General features: G+C 39.3%; 21 protein-coding genes. 5 read left to right on the top strand and 16 right to left on the bottom strand.

The window, feature by feature from the left end; translation table 11 throughout:
- Window positions 1-277: 277 nt before the first annotated feature.
- Window positions 278-1,996, bottom strand: a complete 1,719-nt coding sequence (locus tag MKZ11_RS15240; protein WP_340795243.1) for an AAA family ATPase — start codon at window positions 1,994-1,996, stop codon at window positions 278-280.
- A gap of 214 nt (window positions 1,997-2,210) precedes the next feature.
- Here MKZ11_RS15240 and MKZ11_RS15235 point away from each other — a divergent pair, with 214 nt between their 5' ends.
- The 3 genes from MKZ11_RS15235 (at window position 2,211) to MKZ11_RS15225 (ending at window position 4,773) form a co-directional block, all read left to right on the top strand.
- A complete protein-coding gene (locus MKZ11_RS15235) occupies window positions 2,211-3,458 on the top strand; it encodes an MBL fold metallo-hydrolase (RefSeq protein WP_340795242.1) in 1,248 nt (415 codons plus the stop codon).
- 2 nt (window positions 3,459-3,460) lie between these two features.
- Window positions 3,461-3,724, top strand: coding sequence for a DUF3006 family protein (locus tag MKZ11_RS15230; RefSeq protein WP_340795241.1), 264 nt, complete (start codon window positions 3,461-3,463; stop codon window positions 3,722-3,724).
- 116 nt (window positions 3,725-3,840) lie between these two features.
- Window positions 3,841-4,773 carry an LCP family glycopolymer transferase gene (locus MKZ11_RS15225; protein ID WP_340795240.1) on the top strand — a complete coding sequence of 311 codons (933 nt, stop codon included), beginning with the start codon at window positions 3,841-3,843 and terminating at the stop codon, window positions 4,771-4,773.
- Window positions 4,774-4,875: 102 nt separating this feature from the next.
- Here MKZ11_RS15225 and MKZ11_RS15220 read toward each other — a convergent pair whose 3' ends face one another.
- From MKZ11_RS15220 to MKZ11_RS15190, 7 genes are all read right to left on the bottom strand, one after another.
- Complete coding sequence (locus MKZ11_RS15220; protein WP_340795239.1) at window positions 4,876-6,123, bottom strand: glutamate-5-semialdehyde dehydrogenase; 1,248 nt, start codon at window positions 6,121-6,123, stop codon at window positions 4,876-4,878.
- Window positions 6,124-6,140: 17 nt separating this feature from the next.
- Window positions 6,141-7,241: a glutamate 5-kinase gene (gene proB, locus MKZ11_RS15215; RefSeq protein WP_340795238.1), complete on the bottom strand. Its 1,101-nt coding sequence runs from the start codon at window positions 7,239-7,241 to the stop codon at window positions 6,141-6,143.
- Between the two features lie 370 nt (window positions 7,242-7,611).
- Window positions 7,612-8,682, bottom strand: a complete 1,071-nt coding sequence (locus tag MKZ11_RS15210; RefSeq protein WP_340795237.1) for a YkvI family membrane protein — start codon at window positions 8,680-8,682, stop codon at window positions 7,612-7,614.
- Window positions 8,683-8,822: 140 nt separating this feature from the next.
- Window positions 8,823-9,935 (bottom strand): o-succinylbenzoate synthase, encoded by a 1,113-nt coding sequence (gene menC, locus MKZ11_RS15205; RefSeq protein WP_340795236.1) that lies wholly within the window; start codon window positions 9,933-9,935, stop codon window positions 8,823-8,825.
- Entirely contained in the window at window positions 9,932-10,774 is an 843-nt protein-coding gene (locus MKZ11_RS15200) for a GNAT family N-acetyltransferase (RefSeq protein ID WP_340795235.1), read from the bottom strand. The genes menC and MKZ11_RS15200 overlap by 4 nt, the downstream gene beginning before the upstream one ends.
- Window positions 10,775-10,779: 5 nt before the next feature.
- Window positions 10,780-11,916, bottom strand: a complete 1,137-nt coding sequence (locus MKZ11_RS15195) for a M20 peptidase aminoacylase family protein (RefSeq protein ID WP_340795234.1) — start codon at window positions 11,914-11,916, stop codon at window positions 10,780-10,782.
- A 2-nt stretch (window positions 11,917-11,918) separates the two neighbouring features.
- Window positions 11,919-12,773, bottom strand: coding sequence for a MurR/RpiR family transcriptional regulator (locus MKZ11_RS15190; protein ID WP_340795233.1), 855 nt, complete (start codon window positions 12,771-12,773; stop codon window positions 11,919-11,921).
- Window positions 12,774-13,550: 777 nt separating this feature from the next.
- On the opposite strand from MKZ11_RS15190, the gene MKZ11_RS15185 reads away from it, so the two are divergent.
- Window positions 13,551-14,090, top strand: a complete 540-nt coding sequence (locus MKZ11_RS15185) for a transcription repressor NadR (RefSeq protein WP_340795232.1) — start codon at window positions 13,551-13,553, stop codon at window positions 14,088-14,090.
- A 426-nt stretch (window positions 14,091-14,516) separates the two neighbouring features.
- Here MKZ11_RS15185 and MKZ11_RS15180 read toward each other — a convergent pair whose 3' ends face one another.
- From MKZ11_RS15180 to MKZ11_RS15145, 8 genes are all read right to left on the bottom strand, one after another.
- Entirely contained in the window at window positions 14,517-15,125 is a 609-nt protein-coding gene (locus MKZ11_RS15180; RefSeq protein WP_340795231.1) for a hypothetical protein, read from the bottom strand.
- Window positions 15,126-15,982: 857 nt separating this feature from the next.
- Window positions 15,983-16,201 (bottom strand): hypothetical protein, encoded by a 219-nt coding sequence (locus tag MKZ11_RS15175; protein ID WP_340795230.1) that lies wholly within the window; start codon window positions 16,199-16,201, stop codon window positions 15,983-15,985.
- Between the two features lie 122 nt (window positions 16,202-16,323).
- A complete protein-coding gene (locus MKZ11_RS15170; RefSeq protein ID WP_340795229.1) occupies window positions 16,324-16,776 on the bottom strand; it encodes a hypothetical protein in 453 nt (150 codons plus the stop codon).
- A gap of 130 nt (window positions 16,777-16,906) precedes the next feature.
- On the bottom strand, window positions 16,907-17,371 hold the full coding sequence (locus MKZ11_RS15165; RefSeq protein ID WP_340795228.1) for a GNAT family N-acetyltransferase: 465 nt from the start codon (window positions 17,369-17,371) through the stop codon (window positions 16,907-16,909).
- 161 nt (window positions 17,372-17,532) lie between these two features.
- Window positions 17,533-17,907: a hypothetical protein gene (locus tag MKZ11_RS15160; RefSeq protein ID WP_340795227.1), complete on the bottom strand. Its 375-nt coding sequence runs from the start codon at window positions 17,905-17,907 to the stop codon at window positions 17,533-17,535.
- 28 nt (window positions 17,908-17,935) lie between these two features.
- Window positions 17,936-18,406 carry a GNAT family N-acetyltransferase gene (locus MKZ11_RS15155; RefSeq protein WP_340795226.1) on the bottom strand — a complete coding sequence of 157 codons (471 nt, stop codon included), beginning with the start codon at window positions 18,404-18,406 and terminating at the stop codon, window positions 17,936-17,938.
- 376 nt (window positions 18,407-18,782) lie between these two features.
- Window positions 18,783-19,274, bottom strand: a complete 492-nt coding sequence (locus tag MKZ11_RS15150; protein ID WP_340795225.1) for a hypothetical protein — start codon at window positions 19,272-19,274, stop codon at window positions 18,783-18,785.
- Between the two features lie 139 nt (window positions 19,275-19,413).
- Entirely contained in the window at window positions 19,414-19,692 is a 279-nt protein-coding gene (locus MKZ11_RS15145; protein WP_340795224.1) for a hypothetical protein, read from the bottom strand.
- Between the two features lie 187 nt (window positions 19,693-19,879).
- On the opposite strand from MKZ11_RS15145, the gene MKZ11_RS15140 reads away from it, so the two are divergent.
- Window positions 19,880-21,238, top strand: coding sequence for an IS1182 family transposase (locus MKZ11_RS15140; RefSeq protein WP_340792672.1), 1,359 nt, complete (start codon window positions 19,880-19,882; stop codon window positions 21,236-21,238).
- Window positions 21,239-21,550: the final 312 nt, after the last annotated feature.

Below are 21,550 nucleotides of genomic sequence, written 5' to 3'. Positions count from 1 at the left end.
ATTAGAACGAACTAATGGATTCATGTGCTATGTAAAGGATAACAATTTAGATATGATCGGTTGAGAACCATATAAAATCGGTCTATTTAAATTTATGATTGGTAGGGATACATATATAATCGGTCAGACCGGACATATGATTGGTCGTCTTAACCAAATGATTGATTCGAGCTGTTATATAGTCGGTCCCCATTTTAAGGAAGTTAAACGTTTCCAAAATCATATAAAAAAAGAAGAGACAAATGTCTCTTCTTCTGATTACCACTTTTCAACAAGTTTATAATTCGACTGGATTCCTGCTGACAATCTGCTGAATTTCTGAACCATCTAGCGTTTCTTTTTGCATTAATAGGTCCACAAGCTGGTCAAATTCGGATGCATGTTCTTGAATTAGACTTTCTGTTTTTCGGAGTGCATCATTAAACAGCATTTGCATTTTCGCTTCTTTCTCCTCTTTGTTAAAGGTTAACGTGAAGCCGTCTTGCAATAATCCTGTGTCTACCATCCGTTCAATGATTTCCTTTGCTTGCTGGACGTCGCCGCTAACACCAATACTGTGCTCGCCGAGATATATGCGTTCGGCAACGCCACCAGCAAGGATCATGCTAACTTGGTCCAATAATTCACTATACGTAGATAAGTGGAGCTCCTTTTGAATCGGCGCAACATATCCCAATGCTTGGCCGCGCGGAATAATCGTCGCTTTCCTTACAGAACCCGGTTTAGTTACTGCAGCGACAAGTGCATGCCCGGACTCATGGATAGCTACTCTTCTTTTCGTCTCCTGGTCGTTCATTGAACGGGAGGCACTTCCCAGAATCGTACGGTCAATCGCAAAATCAAGGTCACTCTTAGCGATCTGTTCGCGGCCATCTCGAATTGCTCTTCTGCTCGCTGTTTTAAAGAGGGAACTCAGTTCAGCCCCTGAAAATCCTGTTGTACTTTCAGCTAGCACATCCAAGGATGCAAAGACTTCATCTGCCAGCAGCTTGCCCTTCGTATGAATATCGATTATTTCTCTTCTTCCAGTCGTATCAGGTAGAGGCACTTGGAAGGAATAATCGATTCGCCCCGGGCGCAGAAAAGCATCATCTAACATGTCTTTTCGGTTTGTTGCTGCAATGAATAACACACCTTCATTATCATTTCCGCCATCCAGCTGAACGAGCAGTTCCGTTAATGTTTTTTCTGCTTCTTCGCCTCCATGGGCTTTCCGTTTACCTGCAAGCGCATCGACTTCATCAATAAAAATGACTGCCGGCTGTTGCTTTCTTGCAATTTCAAATAGAGAGCGAATGCGGGAGGCACCAACGCCTACAAATAACTCATTGAATGCCGAACCGCTCGAGGAATAGAATGTAGCACCGATTTCGCTTGCGATAGCTTGCGCCAACAATGTTTTCCCCGTACCAGGTGGTCCATATAACAGAATCCCTTTTGGCGGCTGAATGCCGACTTGTGCTGACCGTTTTGGATCTTTTACAATTGATAACGTCTGCAAAATCTCTTCCTTCATTTCTTCAGGAAGCCCACCAATATCTTCTAATGTTATATTTGGTAAAGGTGTTGATTTTGCAGCGCTATTTTTCATAGCAGAGGCACCTACACCAATCTTCCCTTTTTTATGAAGCACAAATAATGCAACAAGTAGACCAAGGAACAGTCCACCAATAATCAAACTGCTGTACTGGCTTTGATCGGAATATTTATATGAAATATTATATTTTTCTACTAATTGTTCAACTAGCTGGCTTTCAGGGCGTACTTGAGTCATGTATCGCTCATCTTTCGTCTTCAAATATAATGTCCCATTAGACGTTTCTTTGAGCGAAACAGCTTGTTCATTTTGCGCTTGAATTGTTTTTTCAAATTCGGAAAATGAGATTTCGATTCCCTTATTTGCATCAAAGAAGTACCACCCTACACTTGTTGCTGTTCCAATGACTAAGAGGACGAGAACCAGAATCTTTGTTGCAAACTTCGAAATAAGCTTCAAGCCTACGACAACTCCTTTTAGAATATACAACTATTATAAAGGCTAACAGACGATTAAAACACGTTAAATATTGGATGTTTTTGTACAAAAAACGAACATTTACTTATCTGCACTAAATTCTCATAATTTATTTTAAAATAATATTATTAACCGTAGCGGTTTTGTCTGCTACACTATATATTGTAAGAAAATAACCGAATGATAGAGGGTAAAAATGATTAAGAATATTTTCATCGGTCTTTATTTATTGGCTGGTCTACTTATTTTTTCGGGCTGTGGCCAAGGGACGACACAGTCGCCCATTCCCGATAACCTTAAAGAAGATTATGGATTATTAGAAAAGCAAGCAAATGAGGAACAGAGTGAAGTTATAGAAGTAGCAGACACAATTCCTGTTGAACAGCAAGGGCTTTCTCTACCGAAAATGAAAGTTCATTACATAGATGTCGGTCAGGCGGACGCTACATTGATTGAATACAGTCAAGACGGAGAAGTATTCACCATTCTCATTGACACGGGAGATTGGAATGCCACAAACGTTGTTTCCTATCTTCAAGCACAGAATATAACAGAAATCGATATTATCGCAGTAACGCATCCCCATGCAGATCATATCGGCCAATTAAACAAAATCATTAATGCTTTTCATGTAACTGAAGTATGGATGAATGGCGAAACATCGGATTCCCAGGTTTTTGCTGATGCACTTGCTGCCATTGAAAATAATGGCGTCGATTACTATGAGCCTGAAGTTGGTGAACTATTTGATATAGGCCCGCTCGAAGTTGCAGTTCTTCATCCAAAAACGCTTTCAGGCACTACAAATAATAACTCGATTGCAATTCGTTTGCAGTACGGCGAAATTTCCCTCCTCTTTACCGGGGATGGTGAAGAAGACGCAGAGAATGAAATGCTTAGCAGCGGCGGAAACCTCGAGGCAGATATTTTACAAGTTGGTCATCATGGTTCCAAAACATCAACAACAGACAGATTTTTAAATGCAGTTAAGCCAGACGTAGCGATCTATTCCGCTGGCGAGAACAATCAGTACGGCCACCCGCATATCGAAACAATTAATAGGCTTAAAAAAAGCGGTGCCCTCGTTTATGGGACGGATATCCATGGAACAATTATTATAGAAACAGATGGCAAGACATTTAGTGTCCATACAAATGACCAAGGAACTATAAAGCACACGCCGCCCCCTGTGGAAATAATAACAGAGCCTAATTCAGATCCCGAAATGAAAACACCGTCTGTATCAAGTGGCTCTTGCGTTAATATCAATTCAGCAAGTGAAGCCGAGATCCAGCGTATTATTCATATTGGTCCTGCTCGTTCACAAGATTTAATCCAGCACCGCCCCTACCAATCAGTAGACGATCTTACTAAAATCCATGGTATCGGACCCGCCCGGATAAAGGACATACTTACGCAAGACATTGCATGTACAGGAGGCTAATTATGTATTCAGCATATCTCGACCGGTTTACAGACAACGAAAAAGCACTATTTTTAGTTGAAGAATTACAGAAAGAATTTCATATCGCTATATCCTCCCTCCCCCCCGGCAGCACTGCGGATAAATGGTTTTTAGTGGAAGTTCAAGAGGATGAAATCATTTCCATCCAAGTAGACGTTAGAAAATCTGCGGAAATGAAACAAGAAGTAGAGAACAGAATGAAGCGATTAAAATCCAATAAAACCAGCCGGTTCAAACGCAACTAATTGTGTGGGAATTGTAGTGGTGACTGTCACCACTACAATAATTGAAACTTAGAAGTAAGGTAATGCGTCTATATCATGGTACACTTTTTCGAATGACGCCTACTGGAGGAAATTTTATGAATCGAACAGATATGAAGAAGATGAAGAAACGGAAAAAATGGCCATGGGTTATAGCAGTGATTGGTCTTATAATAGGCGGTTTTGCTTTGAGTGTTTATTTCGACTTGACGTCTACATTGAAAGGCATGTATAAACCGATTGACCGTGAATTATCGGAGAAGCGAGAAGAAGGAATTGCCTTGGGTAAACAGGATCCCTTTTCAGTACTCGTTTTGGGAGTCGATGAACGTGAAGGCGATAAAGGTCGCTCGGATACTATGATTGTTTTGGCAGTCAATCCTAAGTTAAAAACAACAAAGATGATCAGTATTCCTAGAGATACGTATACAGAAATAGTAGGTCATGGTACCACGGACAAGCTAAATCACGCATATGCTTTTGGTGGCATTCAGATGTCGCTGGATTCGGTCGAAAATCTATTGGATATTCCAATTGACTATGTTATGGAAGTCAATATGGAAGGGTTCCAAACAATTGTCGATACCGTCGGTGGTGTGAGCGTAAATAATCCTTTTGATTTTACACAGGACTCAATTCATTATGCTGCTGGGGAGATTACGTTGGATGGTAAAGAAGCATTATCGTATGTACGGATGCGTAAAGGAGATCCCAACGGTGACTTTGGACGACAAGAACGTCAGAAACAGGTGATCGAGGGTGTATTGCATGAAGGGACTTCCTTGAAAAGCTTGTTAAAATACCGTAGTGTCTTCAACGCATTGGGTGACAATGTAAAAACAAATATGACTTTCGATGAAATGGTCGACGTTCAGAAGAACTACCGTGATGCCGCAGGTAAAGTCGAACAGCTTCACTTTGAAAACGGCGAAGGCAAGCGAATGAACGGAAATATATGGTACTATATTATGGATGAAACAGAATTACTAGGAATTACGACTGCCTTAAAACAACATCTGGAACTGAATTAAAGAAAGCCGTGGAGTATTTTTAATCTCCACGGCTTTTTTGATGTTGTTATTCATGGGGAGGATCCGTGTTTTTGGGCAATTACCTGCGATTCAAAAAGCACTTTATTCCCTTACTTGCCCATTCCCACGAATGACATATTTCGTTGTCGTCAACGCCTTTAATCCCATCGGACCCCTCGCATGTAACTTCTGCGTGCTGATACCGATTTCTGCCCCATAGCCAAATTCGAAGCCATCTGTAAATCGGGTAGAAGCATTATGATACACAGCTGCAGCATCGATCGAATTCAAGAAAATCACAGCATTCTCTTCATTACTAGTAATAATGGCTTCGGAATGCTTTGTTCCATATTGAGTAATATGTGCAATTGCTTCATCAAGACCCCTGACTATCTTAATACTAACTGTTAACCCCAAATACTCCGTCGACCAATCAGATTCGGATGCAACTTGCACATTTTCACATTCCCGAACGACAATTTCGTCCCCGAAAATCTCGACATCGTTCCTCTGTAATTTATTGATAAGCTCTGTTCCATATTGGTTAAACCATTTCTTATGAATTAAGATGGTCTCAATCGCATTGCAAACAGATGGGCGCTGTATCTTTGCATTCAATGCAATATTTGTAGCCATTTCCTGCTCTGCTGTTTCGTCAATATAGATGTGACAATTTCCCGCCCCCGTTTGAATGACCGGTACTGTCGCTTCGCGGATTACTGTTTCAATAAGTGTTTTACCTCCCCTTGGAATGAGCACATCCAAGTATTCATTTAGCCGAAACAGTTTCTTTGCAGTTTCTCTGCTTGTGTCTTCAATTAACTGGATTGACATTTTTGGAATTTCACTTTTATCAAGAGCTGTATGAATCGACTTTATAAGCGCCTTGTTTGAATATTGCGCAGAGGAGCTTCCCCGTAAAATGACCGCGTTACCTGTTTTAAGAGCAAGTGCTGCCGCATCAACAGTGACATTCGGTCTTGCTTCATAAATCATACCGATAACTCCGATCGGTACCCGCTTCATTTCAATTAGCAAGCCATTCTCTTTTTCAATGGTTTCGACTGTTTCACCAATCGGATCTTGTAATTCGATTAATAAATGAATCGCGCTTGCCATATCTTTTATTCGTTTTTCGGTGAGCAGAATGCGATCAAGAATTGCATCCGTTAGCCCTTTTGCTTTTCCATCATCCAAATCCTTCTCATTTTCAGATAGAATGGACACTTGATCAGCCATTAATTGTTCGGCAATCAACGCTAATGCCTTGATTTTTTGATCGGTTGTGACGTTCACCAACGAATAACTTACTTCTTTTGCAGCTCTCCCTTTTAAGTGTATCTCGCTCATGCTAAATCCCCCCCTTTTTAAATTTGTGCCCAGCGGTTCCGGTGAATGACTTCAACTGTTGATGAAACTAATCCCCCTTCTTTTTCCTTGTTTCTGTCTTCAATTGTGTTTCTTAATTCACACGAAGAATAACTTACTTCTCCCTTACCTAAAATTCCATTCAAGCCAAACACTTCAACAACGTCACCTTTGTGAAAATCCCCCTTCACTTTAACAACACCTGCAGGTAATAAGCTTTTTCCTTTATACAAAATAGCCTCTTCCGCCCCTTGATCCACGTAAAGTTCGCCTGTCGATTCGGAATGCAATACGATCCATTGTCTGCTCGTATTAATCTTCGCGATATCTGGATTGGAAATATAGGTACCGTCGCCTCCTCCTTGTAAAATCGTTAGTAGCTTATTCGAACCTTCTCCCGTTCCAATGAAAACGGAAACGCCAAGTGATGTTGCTGTTTTTGTAGCAAGCAGTTTTGATTTCATGCCACCAGTCCCGACTTTCGATCCTATATCGGCAGCACCTTTTAGTAAGTCATCTGTAATCTGTTCGAGATAATTAAGTCGTTTCGCTAATGGGTATTTGCGCGGATTTGAATCATATAGTCCATTGATATCCGTAAGAATAATAAGGTGGTCTGCATGGAGAAAGCCGCTAACAAGTGCTGACAGCATATCATTGTCACCGAAAGTCAGTTCTTCAACAGAGACGGTGTCGTTTTCATTAATAATGGGAACGATTCCCCGCTCTACCAGTTCAGTCATCGTCGAAAAGGCATTCCTGTAGCGTTCGCGATTAGAAAAATCGATTCGTGTCAATAAAATCTGAGCTGGTACGATTCCATGCATACTAAATTTTTCAATGTAGGATTGCATTAATAATCCTTGGCCAACTGCCGAAGCTGCCTGTTTTCCTTTGATCGTTACAGGTCTTGATGAATAGCCCAATTTTGCAAACCCTGCTGCGACTGCACCAGAAGAAACAATAATCACTTCATGTCCTGCTTTACGCAGTACAGCAAGCGCTTCGATATGATCATTAAATTTCACTTGATCAATTTCACCTTTAACATTTGTTAAAGAACTGCTCCCTATTTTCACAACAATCCGCTGTTTTTCCATTCCAATACACCCGCCATTCCACATAATTTCGACAAACAAAAAAGCCTTTTCATCCTGATATTAAGGACGAAAAGGCTTAGTTTCCGCGGTACCACCATAATTGGATGCTTGTGAACACATCCCACTTAACCTCATAACGCTGAGGGCCGCGCCCATGTTTTGCACAGGACTACGAAGGCAGGTTCTACGATTGTTATGACGGAATCTTTCAGCTGATAAATTCCGCTCTCTTTCACAACTTGTTATCGTATACTAATCCTTCATCACCGTTCAAATTTTAGAAGATTTTAAACTATCATACACCAGATAACTGAATTGTCAAGCTAATAAAGAGGGTCACCTTATACTAATAACAAGGTGTCTCTCCTTATTAATTTATTGCTTCTACTTTACTAGGTGTTCTTTTATTTTTTACCCATGCGAAAATAACCGCAGCAATTAATGTGAAGCCAAGATAGCCCATCACTGGATAGACAGTACCAACAAGTTGGATGAATCCGATAAAACTTGCGCCGAATGCCACTGTACCAAAAAGTGTAACAGCTCCTTTAAAGCGGACAGTTTCCGTTTTAACTATACGAGCAGAAAATGCATATAACATACCGACCGCTGAGTTATAAATCATCCCCAATAAGATAATGGCCATGATTATGCCAATTGTCGGGTTTATATTATTTGCTAAAAACAGCATTGGCATGGGCAGACTTGCAATTTCCTTCAACTGAGTCAGCATTGAGATATTAATAAGTAAGATGAGAAGTCCAAGACCTAGACCACCAATGATACCTCCCCATGCGGCCACTTTCTCATCCTTTATAGTTCCCCCCATAACCGTAAGCATCGCTGCTCCAGCCGCTAAGTTATAGGATACATACAAGATTGCACCTAAAAACCAATGAGAAGCGCCACGATTTTGAGCGGCAACCGCTCCTGTTAAATCGGCAGATGAAAAATCGAAATGGATTACCGAGTAAACGGTGATTACGATAACTAATAACAATAAAAATGGTGTGAATGCACTAATGAATGCGATAACTTTCTGAACACTCAAAGTCACTGTCAAGATTGTCACAACCGCCATAAGAATACTTCCTATGAAACTAGGTATGCCGAATTGCTGTTCAAAAATTGCACCAGCTCCGGAAAACATGACAACTGTAACACCAAAAAGGAAAAATGTGATGACGATATCAACGATTAGCCCTAAATAGCGTCCGCAAATATGATAAATTACATTTTGATGCGATTTTGTTTGCAAACGACTTCCTAACTGGGTCAAGTTCATTCCTAAAAAAGCAAATAAAGCAGTTGCGAAAAGCGATCCAACGATACTAATCGGTCCAAAACTAGTGAAAAATTGTAAAATTTCTTGACCAGATGTAAATCCTGCTCCAACAATTACTCCGATAAAAGCTCCAGCGATTTGAAAACTTTTTCTCATAACCCATCCCCCGTTTTAGCCGCAGCGTCCCACTTTATAGTCAAATCACTTAAAATTGATTTTATTTTCTGATTTCAATAGACGGAAAGGATGATTTAATTCATCCTTTCCTACACCTATTTAGCCTTTTTATTTAGGCATCATTCAGCTTTGTAATGAATCTCCTCTACCGTGAATTTATCCATAGCTCTTAAATTCGGTTCGTAACCTATACCATAGGCGGTTGGAACAGTAATATAACCGTCCTCCACGACAACTTCTGGAGTAATAACGTCTTCCTCCCAGTAACGTGAGGATCCAGCGGTGTCCCCTGGTAAGATGAAGTTTGGAAGTGTTGTAAGCGCTACATTATGCGCACGACCGATTCCTGATTCCAGCATTCCGCCGCACCAAACAGGTATTTGACGTTCCATGCAATAATCATGAATTTTCTTCGCTTCAGTAAGACCTCCAACACGACCGATTTTAATGTTAATGATTTGCGTACTACCAAGTTCAATCGCTTTTCGTGTATCTTCAAGGGAGTGAATGCTTTCATCCAAACAGATTGGTGTTTTCAATTGTTTTTGTAATTTCGCATGGTCGATAATATCGTCTGAAGCGAGCGGTTGTTCAATCATCGTCAAGTTAAATTCATCCAGCTGTTTGAGAAGTTCGATGTCTTCTAAGGTATAGGCCGAATTGGCATCTGCCATTAGTGAAACATCTGGAAAGTTTTTTCTAAGCACGCGTATCACTTCAATATCATAGCCAGGTTTAATTTTAACTTTAATTCGCTTATATCCCTCTTCCACAAAACCACGTACCGTTTCGACCAGATTAGCAATATTTTCATGGATTCCGATACTGATACCCACTTCAATTTTATCGCGTTCGCCACCAAGAGCCTGCGCCAATGTCAATTCGTTACGCTTTGCATAGAGATCCCAAATAGCACCTTCCACAGTGGACTTTGCCATATTGTTTCTGCGAATCGCAGCGAACAATTCACTTACTTCGTCGGGATGCCCGATTTCCCTTCCTAATACGATAGGTATCAGAAAATCCCGGATCATATGTAGGTTTGTTTCCAGTGTTTCTTCGCTGTACCAAGGCGAGTGAAATGCCACCGACTCCCCCCACCCTGTATTACCCAACTCATCTTTCACTTCAAGTAACAGAAAATCTTTGTCTTGGAACGTACCAAAACTAGTTGTGAACGGGTGCTTCATTCTCATTTTCATTTTTCGGATGTTGATTTCTTTTATGATCATTCGGATTCTCCTCTATTTTTTATTGTCAGTGGAATTGTGTTTCTTTTTACAAATTGATAATAATGAACGCCTTCTTCCGACCTATTCACTCCTACTAGCGCATAGCCAGAACCAAATAACGTTTGAAAAACAGTCCTTATTTTCAATCGCCAGTCGAGCGCTAGTTCAGGTTCATTCTTTTTGATCAACTGAAATTGTTCTGGTACTGGAACTTCAACACCAACACTGTTTAACAGGACATTTTTCGAATCCACAACTAGCGTTGGATTTCCTTTATGGGATTTCTCAACTATAAATGGTCGATCATAGTCGGAAACTTGCGGTGTCCACTTGTCCTCGACCCTTTCGCTCGAAACCCACCATTCGACTTGAAGACGGTCTGATGGTAATCCTTTGTTCAAACCATCTTCCATTTCACCGTAACAATTCACTAAATAAGTATCGCAAATTGCGTACAGTTTCGACACATTTAAATAAGCATTGCGACTTTCCAATGGATCGAATGTCCAAGTAATCAAATTGTACCCCATTTCCTTGGCAATTTTACGCTGTTCATCCTTTAGCAACTTTCCGATTCCCATCAGTTGATTGTTCGGTAGAATGCCAAGCATATGCGAACATAAATAAGGCTTACCATTGGTGAAACCCGGAAAACCATATGAAAAGCCAACGATTTCATCACCTAAGAAAGCGCCTAACAATAACCCTCCATTTTTCGCTGCTGTATAGGTTTGATGAGTCGGTATCGGATCAAGACCCCAGATTGCTCGTTCAAGCGATTGGACCAGGCGCATGTCTTCATTCGTTTCTAATTTGCGAATGGATAGGTTGACGTCCATTTGGTTCACTTCCTTCTCTCTAACTGCCCGAATGAATGGATGACCGTTCGAACGAGTATTTCAATTCCAGTCAGTATACTATTTTGATTGAATGTCATGTTGGGATGATGAAGGCCTGGCGTTAAGTCGCAGCCAAGACCGAGCATTGTCGCTTTGACAGAAGGTCTTTTTAATGTGTAGTAATGGAAGTCTTCTCCGCCTGGTGTGACAAGAGGCGGTACCAAAAATTGTTCCCCGACTGTTTCCCTTATCGCTTGTGCCATCAGTTCGACAGCAGTGTCATCGACTTGGGCAGCTGCAATTTCCGCGATTATTTCATAATTAATGATAACATCAGACAGTTCTGCAACCGAACTAATCGCTTTATCAACTAAATTCATCAATTTGTCCATAACCACGTTTGTTTGGGCGCGTAAATCCAGACTAAATACTGCACTTCCAGGAATGATGTTGGCTGACTCTCCACCCGCTTGGAACATCGTCATTTTTGCAGAATGCGGGACCATTGGGTCAACGTGAATGGAGTGAATTGCCTGTACGAGAAGTGCCATCACTTCTATGGCGTTTTGTCCAAGTTGCGGTCTTGCTCCATGCGCATCCGTCCCCACGATTGTCCCTTTAATCATTTTTGCAGCACCATGCATAATGGCTGGGGATGCGTAGCCATGACCGATTTCTTGAATCGGACGGAGATGGACACCATACAAATAGTCGATATCGTCAACGATCCCTTTTTCCACAAATGATAATGCGCCCGTCCCTTTTTCCTCAGCTGGTTGAAAAATCACTTTTAGTCGTCCGGTTTTCGGATACCTAAGCTTTTTCAAAACGAGTAAAGCGCCAATTGCAATCGTCATATGCGCATCATGTCCGCATGAGTGGTTCGCTTGAAAGACCCCATCCACTTCCTGCCAGAGTGCATCGATATCTGTTCGAAGTCCAATACAAGGATTGCCAGACCCCACTGTTGCTACAAGTCCCGTTGAATCGTCGAATGTAGTAACTTGAAATCCTTCACTCTCTAACAATTGTTGCAAATACCTAGTCGTCTCAATTTCCTGCCAACTAATTTCAGGATTTGAGTGTAAATGGTTAAAAACCTTTTCAACAATCGGCTTCATTTCTTGTAACACTGCCTTCATTTTCAATCAACTCCTTCAACAAATAAGAAATCGCTTGGTATCGATTGATACGTTTCACGTCTTTTTTCGAAACTGTCCTTCTCCTGCACGGACAATCCTGCAATAATTGCATTCATGAATGAAAATAGAGAAGCCGTTGCATCGAGCGTCGACTTGTTAGGCGAATAAATTGGAAATAACAAATCACTGAATGCATGAATTGGGGCTAACATAGAATCAGTAATGCCGATAATGAAAGCTTGTTGTCTATGTGCCAATTGCGCAATTTGAATTGTTTCTTTCAAGTATCGATGAAACGAAATGGCGATAACGACGGACTTATCGTTCATTTGACTGAGCGTTTGGATTACATCCTCCGTTTCTGGTCGTAACAGTCTGACATTTCCTTTCACTAAACCAAGCGTGTATGAGAGCCAATTGGCTGCGGTATACGAAGAGCGAAGGCCAAGAATATAAATGGTTTCTGCTTGAGAGAGCTGCTCGATTGCCTTTTCGTAGTCCTCTTCTTTAATTTGTTTCATCGTCTCTCCAATCGCTATACGATCTCGCTCCATCACTTTTGTGAAAAAATGCGGTGCCTGTTCAAGTTCCAGTTTAGATTTCTGATATGTTGTGAAGCTACTCTCTTGAAATAGCAATTGTTCACGGATGACCTTTTGTAGTTCGCCATAACCAGAGAGATGCAGGCTATAGCAAAAGCGAATGACTGTCGTTTCGCTGACACCGATGCTCGACCCAATTTCTTGTGCCGTAGACATCGCAATATTTCTTGGGTTATCGATTATATAAGTCGCGACTTTTTTCTGGCTTTTTGACAGTTGGTCGTAATACTCGTGAATCAGGTCTTTTAATTTCATCTTCACTCTTCCTTTTTGAAGTTCTTCCGTCATTACCTTTTTAAATGAAGTGTTGACTTCATATTAATTATTTTATTACCTTAACATACTTGTTCGCGGAATACAATGTATTTTCTGATACCTCACCTTTTCAACGAACCTTTAGCTTCTCGAAAATTGCTTGCTATATATGTTGAATTAAAGGGTCCCATTGAATCTGTCGTGTCGCTCAATAAGGATAGAATTTTAATTCGGAAGCCACTGAAAAAGAAATTTTCCAGTTTCCTCTTAATTCGGGGAGTGGATTGTAGAACGCTTGGCGTTTTAGGGATACCTTTGCCGCGCCTGTGCTAGGGTGTTCATTATCGAGAGAAATGTAATTTTGAGATGTATATACTGAGATTTTAAGGTGATTACTAGTTGATGCTAATTCTATTCAAGAAAGACGTACTCCAGCTGGCAAATTTCATCACAGCTAATGAAACGCTCTTTCTCACATAGACCATCTAGCGAAGGCACGACTTCGTGGTAGCCAGAGTGATAAGACTAAGGAGGGATGCAGTTCAATCCCTCCCAAGCGGTCTTCTTTCTGGCTTATCGCGGGAGGCATCCACAAAGCGTCGAAGCGGTATTGGTGGGATTTCTATTTCGTTGCAAGTATTAGAATTTTTCATTGGACTCCCAAAAGCCATTGTACAGCGCATACGCCGTATTCATTTGACCAACATATATAGAGCTATCATTTAGGGTTATACATACGTTAAATATGGTAAAATAGCTATGCGAGGTGGTTATATAATGAATGAAAATGAAAAAATTCTTGGGGATGAGCGTCGCCAGCTTATCATCGATACATTACAGACATCTGATAAACCGATTACAGGAAGAATTCTTGGAGAAATGACTAATGTCAGCCGTCAAGTGATTGTCGGGGATATTACATTGCTGAAGGCAAGAAATGAACCGATTGTCGCAACAAGTCAGGGCTATATTTATATGCATGTGCAAGCGGGACCCCAGAGAATCGAAAAGACGATTGTTTGCAAACATACTCCGGACCAAACGATGGAGGAATTGAACATCCTTGTCGATAATGGTGTTACTGTGAAGGACGTCAAAATCGAGCATCCAGTCTATGGAGATCTTAGTGCTTCAATCATGGTTTCCAATCGGAATGAAGTAAAAGAATTCATCAAGCGAATCAAAGAGGCAGATGCTATTTACTTATCGAAGTTAACAGAAGGTGGTATACATCTGCATACGGTAGTTGCGGACGACAAAGCACATATCAAAAATGCGGAAGAAGCACTTAGAAAAGCTGATATTCTCGTCGAATGATGTAATGAATCGGGTGTTATATTTACAATAGGTGCAAATAGCATATAAACTTGAAAAGGTCGATTTTCTATATAGGAAATCGACCTTTCTTATTTAGTTTTCTTAAACTGAATCACCCATTAGTTCAGAAAAAGTAATTCTATAGTTAAAAAGTCTACTCATCGAGAGTGTATGCATCACTAAAGAGGCCCATCACGCATCAATTAAGATATAGCTACACTACCCACTTTCTAGATTACGGAGCTCGGATTGAAATTAATAGGACATAAAAAGAGTGAAGTCGCTCGTAGTAATGCCCAATTAAACGGTGGGCTGTGATAAGAATTTTATCCTTTTTTTAGAAACGAACTTAGCTAACTCCAAAATTCTCAGAAAGGATATATTATTAACATGCCGTATAGCTAGCTTAGTTGCAGTCGAGTTTCTTCACATTACACTCTTTACATCGACTAAGACATTTAGCAAATCGCTTATCGGTAAAAGGTCTTCTGTTGTATCATACATTTCCATTTTTATTTCAGTTATCTTCGTTCCGAGCATGTATTCACCAATGACAATTTCAAGCAACTCGAAGACTGGTTCGAAATAAGTGTCATAGTCCCCTTTGTATCCTTTGATATACAACGTAAGACAGGAATTTTTCTTTTTCTGATCTTGATTATAGGTGAAAAAGACATCATCCCGAGTCAACTCGATTCCATTGATGTTCACACCGTTGTTAAGATCTTGCCGCTGATTGAATGCCACGATAGAGAACCTGTCTAAACGTGGTGCAGCATCCACCAACCGAATTACATCCGGAAAGTTTTTCCCTATACCAGCCGCACGAATGGTGAACTCCCGTTTACCATCAATTAGTTCTTCAATAAATGAAAATACTAATTGTGGATTCACCTTCACAATCATCCGATTCAACCCTCCAAACAATTTCTCAACATCCTGTTCTCGAAATATATAAAGCTCATCTTCATGGTTTTCGAACCACTCCCAAAATGTGATAACAGGATCTTTCTTTTTAAATAAATTTCTAATCAAAATAAGCATCTCCTTAAAAAAAGATATATAAATTCAACTTTTTCAAGTTGAGTCAATTTAATACTATATACGTTGAAATAAAGAATCCCGTAGAATCTACGGTGGCGCTCAATAAAAAGAGAGTTGTAATTCGGGGTGTGGATAGTAAATCGCTTGGCGCTTTGGGGATGCCTTTGCCGCGCCTGCGCTAGCGTATTCATTATCGAGAGAAATGTAATTTTGAGATGTATATGCCGAGATTATAAGGTAATTACTTGTTGATCTTACTTATATTCAAGAAAGATGCACTCCAGGTTGCAGATTTCATCACAGCTAATGAAATGCGCTTTCTCAAATAGACCATCCAGCGCAGGCGCGACTTCGTGGTAGCCGAAGCGATAAGACTGAAAGTGCTCTCCTTTCCGGCTTATCGCGGGAGGCATCCACAAAGCGTCGAAGCGATATTAGTAGGATTTCTAATTAACCCCAAGTGTGGGGACTTTTTCAGTAGCCTTCCAAAAGCCCTTGTAAAGTGCATACATCGTATTCATTTGTTCAACATATATAGAGGATTTTGTATTAAAATCCAAACGAGGTTGATTTCCATTTCAGGCGTACGCTTTCCCACAGGAATCGCCGCCTCCTGTTACAATCAACAGACCTCATCCATATCAATGAATAATTAATTGCTAAAATACGTTAATGTTCGCATTTACATATAAAATAAGCAATCATGAAATTGATTCAGTTATCGCGAAATAAAAATCATTACATTCATAATCATAATTTTTTATCATCTCTTACCTCTGAAGAGTACCCATTATTTTAACTAGGAAAGACCCCAATCAATCCTTCCAGAATAATACCCATAAGCAACTTCAAATAACGGAAGACTCTTTCTTTTGTTTCCTTCTATAAAAATAACGCCATATATAAAATATCATCCAAGCTATTACAGGAAAAGAACTTGTAATATATTGCTGTTTAGTTTCAGCAAAAAGCATAATTAATACCCCTGCTATCATGGCTGGTATCATAATAACAAGCCATATCCTAACTTCCTTATTTTTAAAATTCAGTTCAAATCGGTCACTCATATCCTTCACCTCTTTTTTCTTTAACTTAACCTACCTGTTACTTGAAGAAGTAAGGGAGATTATTGATTCTTGAAGTAATGCACCCGTAAAAAAAGCATTCACCACTTTATACCATCGTTAAATCATAATTGTTCATCCACACTATGCCATTTTAAATCTTCACTAATAGATACATTTGTATCTTTAGGATAACCGTAGTAATAAAGTTTTTTTCCATCTTTATTATACGCGGTAGGATAAAGAAAATTTATTTGTTCACTGAATGGAAACAAGAAAGAGATCCGCTCTCCCTGTTTTATTTTCTTTCTTTCTATATTAGATCCTACACCAGCTTCTATATATGCGACTTCTTCATCGTTTGATACAATACTCAAAAAAGCGCCAGTATCATTTTCAGTTGTATAACTGATTCCACCGACCGGTTGAAGTTCATCTGAACTATACGGAATACTTGTTGATACACTACTTCGAAACCTCCCCCCAGACTTTTCGGATAATACGGTTTGGTATAACTCTTTTTCGTCACTCTTAAATAAAAAAATAATAGATAAGCCTGTATTATATTCCTCTATCAACTGTGCATCTTTTGGAAGGAAGGAGTGACTTTTGGCTGCACTTAGTGCCGTGAACCTGTATCCACTAATAAAAAATATTAAAGTATTAATTCAGTAAAGTTTGTAGTTGAATAAGGACTAACTTTCTACATTAGCATTGATAAATCATTCTCATAAATTCAAATCTACTTCCATTTGTGTCCTGTATAAATGTATCAACTTCTTTAAATCCAATTTTTCTATATATCTTTATAGCCCTTCGATTGAAGGTTGCGACTGATAATGTTATTTTTTCTGGTGTGAATTTTGATTTGGCAAACTCCAAACCTGCTTCGACAAATTCCATTCCATCTCCATTACCGGTTAAATTCGGTTTCATCCCTAGCCCAATATCAATAGTATTTTTACCAACGTTATTAAAAGTAAAGAATCCTATCGCATCGTTGTTTTTAGTAACAAAAAAGTATGAGTCACCCCGTTTTTGAGGTTCTAAGAACTCAACTAAATCTTCATTATCCGCTTCTATATCGTAAAAAGCATATTCGGCATCATAGTGCCAATTATATGCAATCTCTTCCGCCTGTTCTTGTGTCAAAATCTCAAAATGATACCCCAACATTATCCCCCTAGTAGTAGTTCTACATCATTCTCCACCTATTTCCCCTGTTCCGCATGAAAGCTATTAGTCTTCTTGCAATCTGTTTTCCACCTAACGATATGTAGTAGATCATGCATTCCAAGTTACTTATAAAATCGGCATTACCTGACTATCTACCATTACATAGAGGTAATTCCTAACAGTAAAAGCATAAGGACCGCTAAACAAACACTTAACAATAAACACAATGTGGCTGCTATAGAATTATTTTTATAATCCTTTATCCCAAAAATAAAGCCGGATAGTACTGTCCCCCACCATACTATAGTAAAAACTGATTCTGGAAGGATTCCTAATATATTGGAGAAAAACAATGTAAATACAAGTAATTGTAATGCAATCACAACTAGAACAGCCCTGCTTGGTTTATTTCGAATATTTTTGTTTTTTATTGAAAAGAGTACAGCGGAAATACTTGCAATGAAAAATATAAAAATGAGAACTAATGCTATATTCATGGTCAAACTACCCACTGGATCCATCCCTTCAATCATTTTCCACTTAGCAAAAACCGGAAACTTTTCACAAAATCTTCTTAAAATAAACAAGTGTCGTTCGTTCATTTATGTTTTTAATTTTACCTGTTTTTGAGAAGCCCATCTTTTCATATAAATAGCAATTCCGTTTTTCTTCCGCTATTGTAGCTAGTTCCCAACATACTGCTTGAGGAAAAATTTTCTCTATTTGCGTTATCGCTTTCTGTGCAATTCCTTGTCCCTGATATTTCGGCAGAATAAACATTGGACTGATCCAAAATTGAGTTTCCTCTTTCCAAAATACACAAATAGAACCTACAAGAGTAGTATCCGTTATTATTTTATACACAGCTCCCGATGGAGTGTTTATCCTTGTTAGCATTCTTTCAATCGTTTCATTCGCTGGATTGGTATTGTAATCCTCATAAATATCAAGTAAAGGTGAAAATGCATTTACTTGAATATCGAAAATGGATTGCGCATCAGATTCGATTGCCTTTTCTAACAGAACCTTCATAACTCTTACCTCATTTCTATAATTCAATAGGATTACGGTGATAAACAGTTTTAAGACATATAGTTCTTTCAATTCTCAGTTTAAAAGGATTTTTTCTTTCTTTTAATATCTGCTATCAAATAGGAAATGATAACTACAGGAAGACTTATCCAAAGCAACAGTAATTCGAAAATCAACTAGAAAAGTGACGACAAAAATTACTCAACTTTAGGGATTTGTTTTTCAAAAAAGGGATGAAACTAAATCGCTTACTATATAAGTTAACGATTCATATAAGAGAATGACTGGAAAATTGCAGTTATTATTTTCCTCGGCAATGCTCTATTAATAATTTCTTTTACGCTCAATTTTTCCATCTCTCTGATAAGCAATTGCATCAGGCATTCCGATTAACCATTTCTTCTGCATAGTTTACTAAAGTAAGATAAGATGATTCCCCTTTTAGAAATTGAGATGTTTCCAACAAAGGCAGTATAATTGCATCTTTCTTTTTCGAGAACAAAAGGCTTTGTTTTTCATCATCACCATCAAAATCATCCAGTTTTGTTGTAAGTTTGTAGATAGACTCAAATTCATACCAGTGAAAGTCTTGCTGAATAGTACTTTTTATTACTTCTCCAATATAAGCCCCTATACGCGAAGAAAAGTTTTCAAAGTGCTTACTCAATAATTGAGTGCCGTTTTCGGTATTCAATAAATTCACTGCATACTGATCGATATATCTCAGGCTGTCCATCGTGAAATCTAGCTTCTCTTTAGTAAGGTTTTCTCTGTCCCAGGCTTCTTCTGAAACGTCTTGAAACAGAAGTTTTGCAGTTCCTTTTAAATGGTCTTTTTTTAAAGTTGTTGCTTTTAGAAAATTGAACAATGTATGTAAATCCCCCTCTATCTCATTGAAAAAGAATCATTTTTATTGAGTCTACTCGAGGACTTACGTCGTTTCTTTTCGACGTTCAGCGTAACTACTCAGTCGCTGCTATCATCTTTTCCGAGTACAAGTTCTTAATTCACAAATTTCCTAGAACGAAACTTTCAGTTAGCCCATTCCATTCTACTTTCAAAACTAGCTTCTCTTCTTGCTTCGTTGAAGGGCTATTTGAACTTAAACTTTTGTTATGGTACATACCATTTTCATTCAGTGATACATTGTTCGCACCAAAATTTAGCACTCCATTGGTTGTTGTTTCAACAAAATAATCAAATGTTTTAATGCATTCTAACTCATTGCCTTTATAGCTAATCTGAATTTTATATTGTTCATCCCCGTCAGTCTGTGTAACAGTCACTTCCGCCGACCAGTTTTCACTCTCACCAACGAATTTCAAATCTTGATTTTGACATGCACTTGAGTTAATTTCATAATCCTAAGCCCTTACGTATCAAGGCTTTCAAGACATAAAAAATAGAGCACCTCCCCAAATCCTGTATAATGTAAGTTACGACACATACATAACAGACTGGAGAGATGCCCCTATGTCCATTATACGACAACAAAGCCTGTTTGACATGCATGAATTATATAAGATGGAACCCACCCATCATTTTGAAGCAGTTTTTTCAACAGTTAACTTAAATCCTATCTTGAATCTATTCGATAAACCGAAAAAAGTAGGTGCACCTAGAGAATTGAATTACGGTGCCATGATCTATTCACTTATCGCTCGCGTCGTCGAGCGTATTGTGACAATCAAGGATCTTGTCAGACGGTTGGATCGTGACCCCATTTTTCGTTATGACTGTGGTTTTCTTCATTCCGACCAAATCCCATCCGAAGCTTCTTATTCCAGGATGATTACCGTCATCAGTGAATCAGATACGATGACCCAAATTCATGACAATCTTATTTTGCTGGCCATCGATGAAGGGCATATTGGCGAAGAAAACATCGCCATTGACGCCACCCATTTCGAGGCGAGGGATCGTGCCCAGGCTTCCGAAAAGAAAGAAAAGCCGGCTTCGAAAAAGCGCGGTCGCAAGCCAAAAGCCGAACGTGAACAATGGTTGAAAGAAAAACAGGCGGCGGAGAAAGCGCGTCCGATTTATGAAAAAGAGATTGTACATCAGCTATCCGAATCAGTAGAAACGTTGTTTAAAGAGGCCCCTATCGATCCGAAATGGGGAATCAAGAAAAACAGTGATGGAAAAAACACCTTCTGGTTTGGTTATAAAGGTCATTTGGCCGTCAGCACAAAAAGCCAATATATTCTTACGGGTATGATGACGTCCGGTAGTCTCAATGACGGGAAAGCAGCCATTCCATTATTGAAGAAAATTGATCGGGACCTTCCAGCTTTATTTAACACAGGTCTTTTCGATGCCGGTTACGACTACGAACCGATTTATCAACAATTGACTGACCAAAATCTACAAGCCGTCATTCCGTATAATCGACGCAACGAAGGAGAGATGGTCGGTTACGACGAGCATTTCGCACCGACGTGTGTCGTAGAGCATTCCTATCTTTACGATAGCTTCGATCCGAAATACAAGACACTGAAATATACACGCCCGAAAGAATGTGCGACCTGTCCATTACAACACGACACCCTTTGTCAAAAGACCTATAAAATTAGACAATCCACGGATTTCAGGAAGTACACCAATCCAGCCAGGGGATCGAAAAAGTGGGATGAACTGTACAAGGAACGTACCGCTGTCGAACGGGTCAATGCGTATTTAAAAGAATTCTTCGGGCTCAATAATGTCCGTCATCGAACTGGAAAGAAAGCGAAGCTGCACTTCCAATTGGTGACGCTTGTTTATAATGCTTCAAAATTAGCCACGGATCGGATCAGAGTAGTAATGAAGCAACAGTCGTTACAAGTAGCTTAACTACATCGAAATTTTATTTTTAAAAAACTTGAAAATCATCAAGGGGCTACTCTACACATTTTTAAAAATGGCTATTATGAAATTGATTCACTTAATAATATAATCATTGAAACTATGTGAATGGATACTAACTTTTTCAAAGCTTCCCCTACCTAACTATGCAATATAGTAAAATAAAACCTGCAATTGCAATCAAAGCAATGATGTCTACGAATATACGAAAGTTGGATATACTAATCTTCTTATACGAGCACCTTCCTTTTATTTATTCGACGCTTCTTGTACTTGAAAGTTGCATATTAAGAATTATTA

It is taken from the genome of Sporosarcina sp. FSL K6-1508 (assembly GCF_038007465.1).
Taxonomy (GTDB): domain Bacteria; phylum Bacillota; class Bacilli; order Bacillales_A; family Planococcaceae; genus Sporosarcina; species Sporosarcina psychrophila_B.
The sequence above is the reverse complement of the archived record's forward strand: the minus strand, read 5'-3'. Positions and strand labels throughout refer to the sequence as shown.